Raw genomic sequence first — 14,042 nt, 5'->3', positions numbered from 1 at the left:
CCAGTCTCGACTAGTCTGATGTCCTTCCCGGTCAAACGGGAAGGGGCTCTTCACAGGGCACCTGAAACGATTTGTTTTACCGCTTTAATCTAAAAAACCTAAACCATACGACGTAAAAGTCGGGAGGAAAGATGGAAACTGTAGTTGGTCTAACCGCTATCGCTGTTGCACTGTTGATCGGCCTGGGCGCACTGGGTACCGCAATTGGTTTCGGCCTGCTGGGCGGCAAGTTCCTGGAAGGCGCAGCGCGTCAGCCAGAAATGGTTCCAATGCTGCAAGTTAAAATGTTCATCGTTGCCGGTCTGCTCGACGCCGTAACCATGATCGGTGTTGGTATCGCTCTGTTCTTCACCTTTGCGAACCCGTTCGTTGGTCAGATCGCTGGCTAATTACCCGGATTCTTCCGAGTAATTTGATGTGATGGACAACGTAACTGCGAGGTGTTGGCGTGAACATTAATGCGACCCTGATTGGCCAGTCCGTTGCGTTCCTGATTTTTGTACTGTTCTGCATGAAGTATGTATGGCCTCCGGTCATCGCTGCTCTGCACGAACGTCAAAAGAAGATCGCTGATGGTCTGGACGCTGCCAGCCGTGCAGCTCGCGACCTGGAGTTGGCCCAAGAAAAAGCGGGTCAGCAACTGCGCGAAGCGAAAGCTCAGGCAGCTGAAATCATCGAGCAAGCCAAGAAACGCGGTAACCAGATTGTCGAAGAGGCCGTTGAAAAGGCCCGTGTCGACGCTGACCGTGTGAAGGTTCAGGCTCAAGCCGAGATCGAACAGGAACTGAACAGTGTCAAAGACAAGCTGCGCGCCCAAGTGGGTTTGCTGGCTGTCGGCGGCGCCGAGAAGATCCTGGGTGCCACAATCGATCAAAACGCGCACGCAGAGCTGGTTAACCAACTGGCTGCTGAAATCTAAGCGAGGGCGATCATGGCAGAACTGACCACGTTGGCCCGACCTTACGCTAAGGCGGCCTTCGAGCACGCTCAGGCCCACCAGCAACTGGCCAATTGGTCAGCCATGCTCGGCCTGGCTGCAGCGGTGTCGCAAGACGACACCATGCAGCGCGTGCTCAAGGCCCCGCGACTGACGAGCGCAGAAAAGGCCGCCACGTTTATTGACGTGTGCGGCGACAAGTTTGATGCCAAGGCACAGAACTTCATCAATGTCGTTGCCGAAAACGACCGTCTCCCGCTTCTGCCGGAGATAGCCGCTCTTTTCGACCTGTACAAGGCCGAACAAGAGAAGTCGGTAGACGTTGAAGTGACCAGTGCTTTTGCATTGAACCAAGAACAGCAAGACAAACTCGCCAAGGTTCTCAGTGCACGACTCAACCGGGAAGTGCGCCTGCAAGTTGCGGAGGATGCTGCCCTAATAGGTGGTGTCGTTATCCGCGCCGGCGACCTGGTTATCGATGGCTCGATTCGCGGCAAAATCGCGAAACTTGCCGAAGCATTGAAATCTTGAGTTTGAAGGGGCAGCAGAGCAATGCAGCAACTCAATCCTTCCGAAATAAGTGAAATTATCAAGGGCCGCATCGACAAGCTCGATGTGACCTCCCAAGCCCGTAACGAAGGCACTGTCGTCAGCGTATCTGACGGCATCGTGCGGATTCACGGTCTGGCCGACGTTATGTACGGCGAGATGATCGAGTTTCCGGGCGGCGTCTACGGTATGGCCCTCAACCTGGAGCAAGACTCCGTAGGTGCCGTTGTACTGGGCGCTTACCAGTCTCTGGCTGAAGGCATGAGCGCCAAGTGCACTGGCCGCATCCTCGAAGTTCCGGTTGGTAAGGAACTGCTGGGTCGCGTAGTCGACGCACTGGGTAACCCTGTTGACGGCAAAGGTCCACTGGGCAACACCGAGACCGACGCGGTCGAGAAAGTTGCACCGGGCGTGATCTGGCGTAAGTCGGTAGACCAGCCTGTACAGACTGGCTACAAGGCTGTCGATGCCATGATCCCTGTCGGCCGTGGCCAGCGTGAGCTGATCATCGGTGACCGTCAGATCGGTAAAACCGCTCTGGCGATCGACGCGATCATCAACCAGAAAGACAGCGGCATTTTCTGCGTCTACGTAGCTATCGGTCAGAAGCAATCGACCATCGCCAACGTGGTTCGCAAGCTGGAAGAAAACGGCGCCCTGGCCAACACGATCATCGTGGCTGCCAGTGCTTCGGAATCTCCTGCGCTGCAATTCCTGGCACCGTACTCCGGTTGCACCATGGGTGAATTCTTCCGCGACCGCGGTGAAGACGCGCTGATCGTTTATGACGATCTGTCCAAGCAAGCAGTGGCTTACCGCCAGATTTCCCTGCTGCTGCGCCGTCCACCAGGCCGTGAAGCATACCCAGGCGACGTGTTCTATCTCCACTCCCGTCTGCTGGAGCGCGCATCCCGCGTTTCGGAAGAATACGTAGAGAAGTTCACCAACGGCGCAGTGACCGGCAAAACCGGTTCCCTGACCGCACTGCCGATCATCGAAACCCAGGCTGGCGACGTTTCCGCGTTCGTTCCGACCAACGTGATTTCCATCACCGACGGTCAGATCTTCCTGGAATCGGCCATGTTCAACTCGGGCATCCGCCCTGCAGTGAACGCCGGTGTTTCGGTATCCCGTGTGGGTGGTGCCGCTCAGACCAAGATCATCAAGAAGCTCTCCGGTGGTATCCGTACCGCTCTGGCTCAGTACCGTGAACTGGCGGCATTCGCCCAGTTCGCTTCTGACCTGGACGAAGCGACCCGTAAGCAACTTGAGCATGGTCAGCGCGTTACCGAGCTGATGAAGCAGAAGCAATACGCACCAATGTCGATCGCTGACATGGCGCTGTCGCTGTATGCCGCTGAGCGTGGGTTCCTGACTGACATTGAAATCGCCAAGATCGGCAGCTTCGAACAAGCGCTGATTGCTTTCTTCAACCGCGATCACGCCGATTTGATGGCCAAGATCAACGTTAAAGGTGACTTCAATGACGAAATCGACGCTGGCATGAAAGCCGGTATCGAGAAGTTCAAGGCCACCCAAACCTGGTAAGCCGCAGCGGGAGCCGCGAGGCTCCCGCTTGCTAACCTGATAGGTGTTACATGGCAGGCGCAAAAGAGATTCGCAGTAAGATTGCGAGCATCAAAAGCACGCAAAAGATTACCAGCGCCATGGAAAAAGTGGCGGTCAGCAAAATGCGCAAGGCACAAATGCGCATGGCTGCTAGCCGTCCTTATGCGGAGCGTATCCGCCAGGTTATTGGGCATCTGGCCAACGCCAACCCGGAATACCGCCACCCGTTCATGATCGACCGCGCTATCAAGCGTGTCGGTTATGTTGTGGTGAGCAGTGACCGTGGTCTGTGCGGCGGCTTGAATACCAACCTGTTCAAGGCCCTGGTCAAGGACATGGCGGTAAACCGCGAAAACGGCGTCGAGATTGATCTGTGTGTTGTTGGTAGCAAGGGTGCGGCCTTTTTCCGCAACTTCGGCGGTAACGTCGTTGCAGCTATCAGCCACTTGGGTGAAGAGCCGTCGATCAATGATCTGATCGGCAGCGTCAAGGTGATGCTGGATGCCTACCTGGACGGCCGTATTGACCGCCTGTCCGTGGTGTCCAACAAGTTCATCAACACCATGACGCAACAGCCTACCGTGGAGCAGTTGATTCCACTGGTGGCCACCCCGGATCAGGATCTCAAGCACCACTGGGACTATCTCTACGAACCGGATGCCAAAGAGCTGCTTGACGGCTTGATGGTCCGCTACGTTGAGTCGCAGGTCTACCAGGCGGTGGTCGAGAACAACGCGGCTGAACAAGCTGCGCGGATGATCGCGATGAAGAACGCTACCGACAACGCCGGTGATTTGATCAGCGATTTGCAGCTGATCTACAACAAGGCGCGTCAGGCTGCGATCACCCAAGAGATCTCGGAAATCGTCGGCGGCGCTGCCGCGGTTTAACGGTTCAAATATTCAGAGGATCCAGCTATGAGTAGCGGACGTATCGTTCAAATCATCGGCGCCGTTATCGACGTGGAATTTCCACGCGACAGCGTACCGAGCATCTACAACGCGCTGAAAGTAGTGAGCGCGGCTGAAACCACTCTGGAAGTTCAGCAACAGCTGGGCGACGGCGTGGTTCGCACCATTGCGATGGGTTCCACCGAGGGCTTGAAGCGCGGTCTGGAAGTTACCGACTCTGGCGCAGCCATCTCCGTACCGGTCGGTAAAGCGACCCTGGGCCGGATCATGGACGTCCTCGGTAACCCGATCGACGAAGCTGGCCCGATCGACACCGAAGAGCGTTGGGGCATTCACCGTCCAGCGCCTTCGTTCGCTGAACAGGCAGGCGGCAACGACCTGCTGGAAACCGGCATCAAGGTTATCGACCTGGTTTGCCCGTTTGCCAAAGGCGGTAAAGTCGGTCTGTTCGGTGGTGCCGGTGTAGGCAAAACCGTAAACATGATGGAACTGATCCGTAACATCGCCATCGAGCACAGCGGTTATTCCGTGTTCGCCGGTGTGGGTGAGCGTACTCGTGAGGGTAACGACTTCTACCACGAGATGAAGGACTCCAACGTTCTGGACAAAGTGGCACTGGTTTACGGTCAGATGAACGAGCCGCCGGGTAACCGTCTGCGCGTAGCACTGACCGGCCTGACCATGGCCGAGAAGTTCCGTGACGAAGGTAACGACGTTCTGCTGTTCGTCGACAACATCTATCGTTACACCCTGGCCGGTACTGAAGTATCCGCACTGCTGGGCCGTATGCCTTCGGCAGTAGGTTACCAGCCGACCCTGGCTGAAGAGATGGGCGTTCTGCAAGAACGTATCACTTCGACCAAGGAAGGTTCGATCACTTCGATCCAAGCGGTATACGTACCTGCGGATGACTTGACCGACCCGTCGCCAGCGACCACCTTCGCCCACTTGGACGCCACCGTCGTTCTGTCCCGTGACATCGCTTCCCTGGGTATCTACCCAGCGGTAGATCCACTGGATTCGACTTCGCGCCAGCTGGACCCGAACGTAATCGGCCAGGACCACTACGACACCGCTCGCGGCGTTCAGTACGTTCTGCAACGTTACAAAGAGCTGAAGGACATCATCGCGATCCTGGGTATGGACGAGCTGTCGGAAGCCGACAAGCAGTTGGTAAACCGTGCTCGTAAGATCCAGCGCTTCTTGTCGCAGCCGTTCTTCGTGGCTGAAGTCTTCACCGGTGCTTCGGGTAAATACGTTTCCCTGAAAGACACCATTGCTGGCTTCAAAGGCATCCTCAACGGTGACTACGACCACCTGCCAGAACAAGCGTTCTACATGGTTGGCGGCATCGAAGAAGCGATCGAGAAAGCCAAGAAACTGTAATCCCGGCGCCCGGCAACGGGCGCTAATTTAGGTTGAGGCAATCAGATGGCTATGACAGTCCATTGCGATATCGTCAGCGCGGAAGGGGAAATCTTTTCCGGCCTGGTCGAGATGGTGATTGCGCACGGTGCACTGGGTGATCTTGGTATCGCTCTGGGTCACGCGCCGCTGATCACTAATCTGAAGCCAGGTCCGATCCGCCTGATCAAGCAAGGCGGGGAAGCCGAGGTGTTCTACATCTCCGGTGGTTTCCTCGAGGTTCAGCCGAACATGGTCAAGGTACTTGCCGATACCGTGCAACGTGCTGCCGACCTGGATGAAGCCTCCGCTCAGCAAGCCGTTCAGGCTGCCGAGAAGGCATTGCATGAACGTGGCGCCGAGTTCGACTACGGAGCTGCGTCCGCGCGACTGGCCGAGGCTGCAGCTCAGCTGCGCACCGTCCAGCAGATCCGCAAGAAGTTTGGCGGTTAATCCGTCAGCCGCTTGTTGTGCGATTGATAAAAAAGGGTAGCCTCGGCTACCCTTTTTCTTTTCCGATTTTTACAACCCGGTCGCAGTTGCTGACCACCCAGGATTGGTAGCCAGTCATGTCTCTTGAAATCGTTATCCTCGCGGCCGGTCAAGGCACCCGTATGCGCTCGGCCCTGCCGAAGGTGCTGCACCCGATTGCCGGCAACTCCATGCTGGGTCATGTTATCCACAGCGCTCGGCAACTCGATCCACAACGCATTCATGTGGTGATTGGTCATGGTGCCGACGTGGTGCGCGAGCGACTGGCTGCCGACGATCTGAATTTCGTCCTGCAGGACAAGCAACTCGGCACCGGCCACGCCACCGCTCAAGCGGTGCCGTTCATTACTGCCGACACCGTGCTGATCCTCTACGGGGACGTGCCGCTGATCGAAGTCGAAACCCTGCAGCGTCTGCTCAAGCATGTCGTGCCTGGACAGATGGGCTTGCTCACCGTCGAGCTGGATGACCCGACCGGTTACGGCCGCATCGTGCGCGATGCCGACGGTAAGGTGGCCGCGATCGTTGAGCACAAAGATGCCAGCGAAGCGCAACGCGCAATTACTGAAGGCAACACCGGCATTCTTGCTGTCCCGGCCAATCGTCTGGCTGACTGGATGAGCCGTCTGTCGAACAACAACGCTCAAGGCGAGTACTACCTGACCGACGTGATCGAGATGGCTGTCAATGATGGTCTGGTGGTCGCCACCGAGCAACCACACGACCCGATGGAAGTGCAGGGCGCCAATGACCGCAAGCAGCTGTCTGAGCTGGAGCGTCATTACCAGTTGCGCGCTGGTCGTCGGTTGATGGCGCAAGGCGTCACTTTGCGTGATCCGGCGCGCTTTGACGTGCGTGGTGAAGTGACCGTCGGTCGCGATGTGCTGATCGACATCAACGTGATCCTCGAAGGCAATGTGGTCATCGAAGATGACGTGGTGATCGGCCCGAACTGCGTGATCAAGGACAGCACCCTGCGCAAAGGCGTGGTCATCAAAGCCAACAGTCATATCGAAGGTGCCGTACTGGGCGAGGGCAGTGACGCCGGCCCGTTCGCGCGTCTGCGTCCAGGCACCGTGCTTGAAGCACGCGCGCATGTGGGTAACTTCGTTGAGCTGAAAAATGCCCGCATGGGCGAAGGCGCCAAGGCGGGACACCTGACTTATCTGGGTGATGCCGAGATCGGTGCGCGTACCAACATCGGCGCCGGCACCATCACTTGCAACTACGATGGCGCCAACAAGTGGAGAACCGTGCTGGGTGCAGATGTGTTCATCGGTTCCAATAATTCGCTGGTCGCGCCTGTGGATATCTCCGATGGTGCAACCACGGCGGCCGGCTCGACGATTACGCAGAATGTGGATAACGCGCAGTTGGCCGTGGGCCGAGCGCGGCAGAGAAATATCGACGGCTGGAAGCGGCCGGAGAAGATCAAGAAGAGCTGAGTTATCCACAGTTTCTTTTTAGCGACGAAAATCCAATGTGGGAGCGAGCTTGCTCGCGAAGGCCGTAGATCATTCAACATTGATGTTGACTGACACGATGCCTTCGCGAGCAAGCTCGCTCCCACATTTTTGTTTGTGTCGTTTTCAAAAAAGCCTTGCTGCCGCTTGACGATTTAGAGCCGATAGGTTTTGATTGCTTCCGTTATCTTTCGAAACGAAACTTAAGTCGCCATGTCGAAACGCAACACGCCGCAACGCCGTCACAACATCCTCGCCTTGCTCAACGAGCAGGGCGAAGTCAGTGTGGATGAACTGGCCAAGCGCTTCGAAACCTCGGAAGTTACGATCCGCAAGGATCTCGCCGCCCTGGAAAGCCACGGTCTGTTGCTGCGCCGCTACGGTGGGGCGATCACCATGCCGCAGGAACTGGTCGCGGAAACCGCGCAGAGCGTTTCCAAGTACAAACAGGCCATCGCCCGCGCGGCGGTGAAACGCATCCGCGAACACGCGCGGATCATCATCGACAGCGGCAGCACCACCGCCGCGATGATCCCCGAACTTGGCCAGCAGCCGGGTTTGGTGGTGATGACCAATTCCCTGCACGTCGCCAACGCCCTGAGTGAACTTGAGCACGAACCGGTGCTGTTGATGACCGGCGGCACCTGGGATCCGCATTCGGAATCCTTTCAGGGCCAGGTCGCCGAGCAGGTACTACGCTCTTACGACTTCGACCAGTTGTTCATTGGCGCCGACGGTATCGATCTGGTGCGCGGCACGACGACTTTCAATGAATTGCTGGGACTGAGCCGGGTCATGGCCGAGGTGGCGCGAGAAGTCATCGTCATGGTCGAGGCCGACAAGATCGGTCGCAAGATCCCCAATCTGGAACTGCCGTGGAGCAGCGTCCATACCCTCATTACCGATGATCGCCTGCCTATCGAAGCGCGCGATCAGATACAGGCCCGCGGTATCACCGTGATTTGCGCGGCTGTCAGTCAGGAGAAATAAGCATGTGTGGAATTGTCGGCGCAGTTGCTGAACGTAATATCACCGCCATCCTGCTCGAAGGCCTCAAGCGCCTTGAATACCGTGGCTATGACAGCGCCGGTGTCGCGGTCTTCACCAACGACGAAACCCTCGAGCGCATGCGTCGCCCGGGCAAGGTCAGTGAACTCGAAGCGGCGCTGGCCGAACACCCACTGGTGGGCCGTCTCGGCATTGCTCACACCCGTTGGGCCACCCACGGCGCTCCTTGCGAGCGTAACGCGCACCCGCATTTCTCCGGCGACATCGCGGTGGTGCACAACGGCATCATCGAAAACCACGAAGCCCTGCGTGAACAACTGAAAGCGCTGGGTTACGTGTTTACTTCGGACACCGACACCGAAGTCATTGCCCACCTGCTCAACCACAAGCTCAAGGACCAGCCAGACCTGAGCGTTGCGCTTAAAGCGACGGTCAAGGAACTGCACGGTGCATACGGCCTGGCCGTGATCAATGCCAAGCAGCCGGATCGTCTGGTCGCCGCGCGCAGTGGCAGTCCATTGGTGATTGGTCTGGGTCTGGGCGAGAACTTCCTCGCGTCTGACCAGTTGGCGCTGCGCCAGGTCACCGACCGCTTCATGTACCTGGAAGAAGGCGATATCGCCGAAATTCGCCGCGATAACGTGCAGATCTGGGACGTCAACGGCAATGCCGTCGAGCGCCAGACCGTGCAGTACAGCGACGGTGCCGAAGCCGCCGACAAGGGCGAATATCGCCACTACATGCTCAAGGAAATCCACGAGCAACCGGCCGTTGTACAACGCACCCTCGAAGGTCGCCTGAGCAATGATCAGGTGCTGGTGCAAGCATTCGGCCCACAAGCGGCCGAGCTGTTCGCCAAAGTGCGCAACGTGCAGATCGTCGCCTGTGGTACCAGTTATCACGCTGGTATGGTCGCGCGTTACTGGCTCGAAGAACTGGCCGGTATCCCGTGCCAGGTCGAAGTGGCCAGTGAATTCCGTTACCGCAAAGTCGTGGTGCAGCCGGACACGCTGTTCGTGACCATCTCGCAGTCCGGCGAAACCGCCGACACCCTGGCGGCGCTGCGCAATGCCAAGGAACTGGGCTTCCTCGCCAGCCTGGCGATCTGCAACGTCGGCATCAGCTCACTGGTGCGCGAATCCGACCTGACCCTGCTGACCCAGGCCGGGCGCGAAATCGGCGTCGCCTCGACCAAAGCCTTCACCACGCAATTAGTCGGCCTGTTGCTGCTGACTCTGTCGCTGGGTCAAGTACGCGGCACGTTAGCCGAGGGCGTTGAAGCGCATCTGGTCGAGGAACTGCGTCGTCTGCCAACCCGTCTCGGTGAAGCATTGGCCATGGACAGCACCGTGGAAAAAATCGCCGAGCTGTTCGCCGAGAAGAACCACACGCTATTTCTCGGTCGTGGTGCGCAATTCCCGGTAGCAATGGAAGGCGCCTTGAAACTCAAGGAAATCTCCTACATCCACGCCGAAGCCTACCCGGCCGGCGAGCTGAAACACGGCCCGCTGGCGCTTGTGGATAACGATATGCCGGTGGTCACTGTGGCGCCGAACAACGAACTGCTGGAAAAGCTTAAATCCAACCTGCAGGAAGTCCGCGCCCGTGGCGGTGAACTGATCGTGTTCGCCGATGAAAAAGCCGGGATGACCAACGGCGAAGGCACCCACGTGGTGCAGATGCCGCACATCCACGACATCCTCTCACCGATCCTTTACACGGTTCCGCTGCAGTTGCTGTCGTACTACGTGGCGGTGCTCAAGGGCACGGACGTCGATCAGCCGCGTAACCTGGCGAAGTCGGTGACGGTGGAATAAGTTATCCACAGCTGACCTACGCACAAAAAAAATCGCAGCTTCGGCTGCGATTTTTGTATCTGACTCGAGAGGCACCATGGATCGCTTCCAGGAAATGCACATCTTCACCACCGTCGCTCAGGAGCAAGGCTTCTCCTCTGCCGCGCGGCGTCTGGGTTTGTCAGCGGCCAGCGTCACGCGTGCGGTGGCGGCGCTGGAGTTGCGCATCGGCACGCAGTTGCTGATTCGTACTACGCGCAGTGTGCATTTGAGCGAAGCCGGGCAGCGTTATCTGGAGGATTGCCGGAGGATTCTCGCTGAGGTGCAGGAAGCCGAGGATTCGGCAGCGGGCAGTCATGCCGAGCCGCGTGGGCAACTGACGGTCACAGCGCCGGTGTTGTTCGGTGATTTGTTTGTGACGCCGCTGATGGCGCGTTATCTGGCGCAGTATCCGGATGTCACGATCAATGCGGTACTGGTCGATCGGATCGTCAACATGGTCGAGGAGGGCATCGATGTGGCGGTGCGTATCGGTGATCTGCCGGACAGCAGTCAGCATGCTGTTCGCGTGGGTGAGGTGCGTAGGGTCATTTGCGGCTCGCCGGACTACTTTGCCAAATATGGCCGACCGGCTCATCCCCACGCGTTGGCGGGCGCGCCAGTGGTGGCGACTTCAGCGATTGGCCAGCAACGCAGTTGGCCGTTTCTCGACGCGGGCGAACCGCTTAGCGTGCGTCCTGAGCCGCGTCTGATCGTGACCGCCAATCAGGCAGCGATTACCGCAGCCTGCATGGGGCTGGGCTTGACTCGGGTGCTGTCTTATCAAGTTGCCAGCAAAATCGCGACCGGTGAGCTGGAAATCGTCCTCGCTGAATTTGAACTGCCGACATTGCCGATCCATGTGGTTTATCAGGGCGGGCGCAAGGCGCCGGCGCGGATTCGCAGTTTTGTCGATTTCACCGCCAACGCTTTGCGCGAACATCCTGCTTTGAAAGGCGCTGCGTTATTGCACCCAATGAAATAATCGATTGCAGTTACTGGTTATTCTGTTGTTTTTGCGATCAGCGCAAGATGGCCTCCATCGGCGCTCTCATTCCCGCAGTGGCGCCCCTGTTCAGCGGAGTCGACCATGCAAGCGATCAAACTCTACAACTTTCCACGTTCCGGCCACGCCCACCGTGTCGAGCTGATGTTGTCCCTGCTGCAACTGCCGACCGAGCTGGTTTTCGTCGATCTGGCCAAGGGTGAGCACAAGCAGCCGGCGTATCTGGCGATCAACAGTTTTGGCCAAGTACCGGCGATTGATGACGGCGGCGTGGTGCTGGCCGACTCCAACGCGATTCTGGTGTACCTGGCGCAGAAATACGGCAACGGCCGTTGGTTGCCAACGGATCCTGTCGGCGCCGCACGTGTGCAGCGCTGGTTGTCGGCCGCAGCCGGACCTATCGCTTTCGGGCCTGCTGCAGCGCGACTGGTCACGGTGTTTGGCGCACAACTGAATGCGGACGAGGCAATCACTCGGGCGCACAACCTGCTCAAGGTGATGGACATCGAGTTGGGCAAAACTGCGTACCTGACCGGCGACGAACCGACCATTGCCGACGTTTCTGCCTACAGTTACATCGCCCACGCACCGGAAGGCAACGTGTCGCTGGACGACTACGGCAACGTCCGCGCCTGGCTGGCGCGGGTTGAAGCCTTGCCTGGTTTCGTCGGCATGCCGCGTACGGTTGCCGGTCTGCAAACCATTGCCTGATTTTCGCAATCGACACTGCGCCGACGGTGCAGGGGAGAGGTCGTGATGGAACGTTCACCGTGGCACGCTGGCGAACAGCAATTGCAGGCCCATGTCGGCGTTGCCGATCGTATGGAAGCATTCGGGCGTAAGGTGATTCGCACCTGGATGCCGGATCAGCACCGTGAGTTCTATCAGCAACTGCCCTTCATGCTGTACGGCGCAGTCGATGCGCAGGGGATGCCGTGGGCCAGTGTGCTCGAAGGTGCGCCGGGGTTTGCCCGGTCGCCGGATCCCGAGCATTTGCATTTCGCCAGCCAGCCTGCTGCCGATGACCCGGCGCAACTGCGCAATGGCGAGCCGATCGGTTTGCTCGGCATCGAATTGCACACCCGCCGGCGCAATCGGCTCAACGGCCATGTCGGCAATCTAAGCGCTGATGGTTTTGACGTCAGCGTGGATCAGGCCTTCGGCAACTGCCCGCAGTACATTCAACTGCGGCAGTTTCAGCGGGTGCCGCTGACAGATCCGCAGACACGCCCGGCTGAGCATCTGAGCGGCCTCGATGATGCAGCCATAGCGCTGATCGCTGGCGCTGATACGTTTTTTGTCGCCAGTTATGTCGATGTCGACGGCCAGCGTGCGGTGGATGTTTCTCACCGGGGTGGCCAGGCCGGTTTCGTACGGGTGGAAGGCAATCGTCTGACCATCCCTGACTTTGCCGGCAACCTGCATTTCAACACCCTCGGCAATCTGCTGCTCAATCCCAAGGCCGGCTTGCTGTTCATCGACTTTTCCACAGGTGATCTGCTGCAACTCAGCGGGCGTACCGAGATCCTTCTCGATGACCCGCAGATCGAGGCCTTTCAAGGTGCGGAACGGCTGTGGACATTTGAGGTGGAAAAACTGGTGCGGCGTCCGGCAGCTCTGGCGTTGCGCTGGCGCTTCGAAGGCATGTCGCCGACCAGCCTGCTGACCGGTAATTGGGCCGAAGCCGACGCCCGTTTGCAGGCGCAGGCACTGGGTAATCAATGGCGGCCGCTGCGCGTGGCGAAGATCGAAGCGGAGAGCCGCCACATCCGCTCGATCTATCTGGAGCCGACCGACGGCGCCGGTTTGCCGGTGTTTCTCGCCGGCCAGCATCTGCCGCTGCGTTTTACCCTCGACGGTGAGGTGCATATCCGCACCTACAGTCTTTCGAGTGCGCCATCGGATGGTTTCTACCGGATCAGCGTGAAGCGCGAAGGGCTGATTTCCTCGCACCTGCATGAGCAGATTCGCGTTGGTGATGTGCTCGAGGCGCGGGCGCCGCAGGGACATTTCACCGTGGCGCCGCTGGAACAGCGACCGTTGGTGCTGCTGGCTGCCGGGGTCGGCATCACGCCGTTGCTGTCGATGCTGCGCGAGGTTGTGTACCAGGGCTTGCGCACGCGGGGGATTCGTCCGACGTTGTTGCTGCAGAGTTCGCGCAGTCTGGCGGATCAGCCATTTCGAAAGGAGCTGGATCGTTTGCTCGAAACCGCAGGCGATTCTGTACGAGTGCTGCGTCTGCTCAGCCAGCCGGAAGCCGATCTGCAAGAGGGTGAGGATTTCGATGTGCATGGGCGCATCGACGGCGCGGTGCTGAGGAACCTGCTGGAGGCCGAGGATTTCGATCAGCTCGACTTTGTGCTCTGCGGCCCTGGTGGTTTTACCCAAGGGTTGTACGACACCCTGCGCGAACTGGATGTGCGCGACGCGCAGATTCACGCGGAAACCTTTGGCCCGTCGACCCTGAAACGTCAGGCCGATCCGGATGCGATCGTGATCGAGCAACCGCCCGCAGCGACCACTTCGGTGCCGGTGGTGTTTGAGCGCTCGGCGAAAGAGGCACGTTGGCAACCCGATGGCGGCAGTTTGCTGGAACTGGCAGAAAGTCGCGGACTACGCCCGGAGTTCAGTTGCCGTGGTGGGTCGTGCGGTACCTGCAAGACCCGGCTGGTCAGTGGTGCGGTGAATTATCCACAGGTGCCGGCGGATATTCCGGAAGCGGGGCATGTGCTGATTTGCTGCGCGGTCCCGGCGCAAAGCACGCAGCCGCTGGTACTGGATCTGTAACCTGACCCTGTAGGAGTGAGCCTGCTCGCGATCGCGTCGGGTCTATCAACATCATTGTTGCTGACAGACCGCTATCGCGAG

At 58.6% G+C, this 14,042-nt stretch carries 13 protein-coding genes; all 13 read left to right on the top strand.

The genetic code is table 11. The features are described 5' to 3' along the window. Nucleotides 1–131 precede the first annotated feature (131 nt). The 13 genes from atpE to AB4O01_RS20250 all read left to right on the top strand — a co-directional run bounded on the left by atpE (nucleotide 132) and on the right by AB4O01_RS20250 (nucleotide 13,961). A complete protein-coding gene (gene atpE, locus AB4O01_RS20310) occupies nucleotides 132–389 on the top strand; it encodes a F0F1 ATP synthase subunit C (protein WP_003097235.1) in 258 nt (85 codons plus the stop codon). A 59-nt stretch (nucleotides 390–448) separates the two neighbouring features. Next, on the top strand, nucleotides 449–919 hold the full coding sequence (locus AB4O01_RS20305) for a F0F1 ATP synthase subunit B (protein WP_003229781.1): 471 nt from the start codon (nucleotides 449–451) through the stop codon (nucleotides 917–919). A gap of 12 nt (nucleotides 920–931) precedes the next feature. Next, a complete protein-coding gene (locus tag AB4O01_RS20300) occupies nucleotides 932–1,468 on the top strand; it encodes a F0F1 ATP synthase subunit delta (protein ID WP_007911956.1) in 537 nt (178 codons plus the stop codon). A gap of 21 nt (nucleotides 1,469–1,489) precedes the next feature. After that, nucleotides 1,490–3,034: a F0F1 ATP synthase subunit alpha gene (gene atpA / locus AB4O01_RS20295; protein ID WP_016984064.1), complete on the top strand. Its 1,545-nt coding sequence runs from the start codon at nucleotides 1,490–1,492 to the stop codon at nucleotides 3,032–3,034. A 50-nt stretch (nucleotides 3,035–3,084) separates the two neighbouring features. Then, nucleotides 3,085–3,945, top strand: coding sequence for a F0F1 ATP synthase subunit gamma (gene atpG / locus AB4O01_RS20290; protein WP_008084419.1), 861 nt, complete (start codon nucleotides 3,085–3,087; stop codon nucleotides 3,943–3,945). Nucleotides 3,946–3,972: 27 nt separating this feature from the next. Continuing rightward, nucleotides 3,973–5,352, top strand: a complete 1,380-nt coding sequence (gene atpD / locus AB4O01_RS20285) for a F0F1 ATP synthase subunit beta (RefSeq protein WP_007911961.1) — start codon at nucleotides 3,973–3,975, stop codon at nucleotides 5,350–5,352. Between the two features lie 45 nt (nucleotides 5,353–5,397). After that, nucleotides 5,398–5,823, top strand: a complete 426-nt coding sequence (locus tag AB4O01_RS20280) for a F0F1 ATP synthase subunit epsilon (RefSeq protein ID WP_093429554.1) — start codon at nucleotides 5,398–5,400, stop codon at nucleotides 5,821–5,823. Between the two features lie 116 nt (nucleotides 5,824–5,939). Beyond that, the gene (gene glmU / locus AB4O01_RS20275) at nucleotides 5,940–7,307 is read left to right on the top strand and encodes a bifunctional UDP-N-acetylglucosamine diphosphorylase/glucosamine-1-phosphate N-acetyltransferase GlmU (protein WP_099757595.1); all 1,368 of its coding nucleotides are present in this window, start codon (nucleotides 5,940–5,942) and stop codon (nucleotides 7,305–7,307) included. 231 nt (nucleotides 7,308–7,538) lie between these two features. Continuing rightward, on the top strand, nucleotides 7,539–8,315 hold the full coding sequence (locus tag AB4O01_RS20270) for a DeoR/GlpR family DNA-binding transcription regulator (RefSeq protein ID WP_007911964.1): 777 nt from the start codon (nucleotides 7,539–7,541) through the stop codon (nucleotides 8,313–8,315). Nucleotides 8,316–8,317: 2 nt separating this feature from the next. Beyond that, nucleotides 8,318–10,150: a glutamine--fructose-6-phosphate transaminase (isomerizing) gene (gene glmS / locus AB4O01_RS20265; protein WP_460089355.1), complete on the top strand. Its 1,833-nt coding sequence runs from the start codon at nucleotides 8,318–8,320 to the stop codon at nucleotides 10,148–10,150. Between the two features lie 76 nt (nucleotides 10,151–10,226). After that, entirely contained in the window at nucleotides 10,227–11,153 is a 927-nt protein-coding gene (locus AB4O01_RS20260) for a LysR family transcriptional regulator (protein WP_093429557.1), read from the top strand. Nucleotides 11,154–11,258: 105 nt separating this feature from the next. Continuing rightward, nucleotides 11,259–11,885, top strand: a complete 627-nt coding sequence (locus AB4O01_RS20255) for a glutathione S-transferase family protein (RefSeq protein WP_460089353.1) — start codon at nucleotides 11,259–11,261, stop codon at nucleotides 11,883–11,885. Between the two features lie 45 nt (nucleotides 11,886–11,930). Then, nucleotides 11,931–13,961 (top strand): pyridoxamine 5'-phosphate oxidase family protein, encoded by a 2,031-nt coding sequence (locus tag AB4O01_RS20250; RefSeq protein ID WP_460089351.1) that lies wholly within the window; start codon nucleotides 11,931–11,933, stop codon nucleotides 13,959–13,961. Nucleotides 13,962–14,042: the final 81 nt, after the last annotated feature.

It is taken from the genome of Pseudomonas sp. S2_E02, assembly GCF_054668355.1.
The sequence above is the reverse complement of the archived record's forward strand: the minus strand, read 5'-3'. Positions and strand labels throughout refer to the sequence as shown.

What these genes read in the sequence shown, in the direction of transcription:
- atpE (WP_003097235.1), top strand. Translation starts at nt 132, where the DNA reads ATGGAAACTGTAGTTGGTCTAACCGCTATCGCTGTTGCACTGTTGATC.
- AB4O01_RS20300 (WP_007911956.1), top strand. Translation starts at nt 932, where the DNA reads ATGGCAGAACTGACCACGTTGGCCCGACCTTACGCTAAGGCGGCCTTC.
- atpA (WP_016984064.1), top strand. Translation starts at nt 1,490, where the DNA reads ATGCAGCAACTCAATCCTTCCGAAATAAGTGAAATTATCAAGGGCCGC.
- atpG (WP_008084419.1), top strand. Translation starts at nt 3,085, where the DNA reads ATGGCAGGCGCAAAAGAGATTCGCAGTAAGATTGCGAGCATCAAAAGC.
- atpD (WP_007911961.1), top strand. Translation starts at nt 3,973, where the DNA reads ATGAGTAGCGGACGTATCGTTCAAATCATCGGCGCCGTTATCGACGTG.
- AB4O01_RS20280 (WP_093429554.1), top strand. Translation starts at nt 5,398, where the DNA reads ATGGCTATGACAGTCCATTGCGATATCGTCAGCGCGGAAGGGGAAATC.
- glmU (WP_099757595.1), top strand. Translation starts at nt 5,940, where the DNA reads ATGTCTCTTGAAATCGTTATCCTCGCGGCCGGTCAAGGCACCCGTATG.
- AB4O01_RS20270 (WP_007911964.1), top strand. Translation starts at nt 7,539, where the DNA reads ATGTCGAAACGCAACACGCCGCAACGCCGTCACAACATCCTCGCCTTG.
- glmS (WP_460089355.1), top strand. Translation starts at nt 8,318, where the DNA reads ATGTGTGGAATTGTCGGCGCAGTTGCTGAACGTAATATCACCGCCATC.
- AB4O01_RS20260 (WP_093429557.1), top strand. Translation starts at nt 10,227, where the DNA reads ATGGATCGCTTCCAGGAAATGCACATCTTCACCACCGTCGCTCAGGAG.
- AB4O01_RS20255 (WP_460089353.1), top strand. Translation starts at nt 11,259, where the DNA reads ATGCAAGCGATCAAACTCTACAACTTTCCACGTTCCGGCCACGCCCAC.
- AB4O01_RS20250 (WP_460089351.1), top strand. Translation starts at nt 11,931, where the DNA reads ATGGAACGTTCACCGTGGCACGCTGGCGAACAGCAATTGCAGGCCCAT.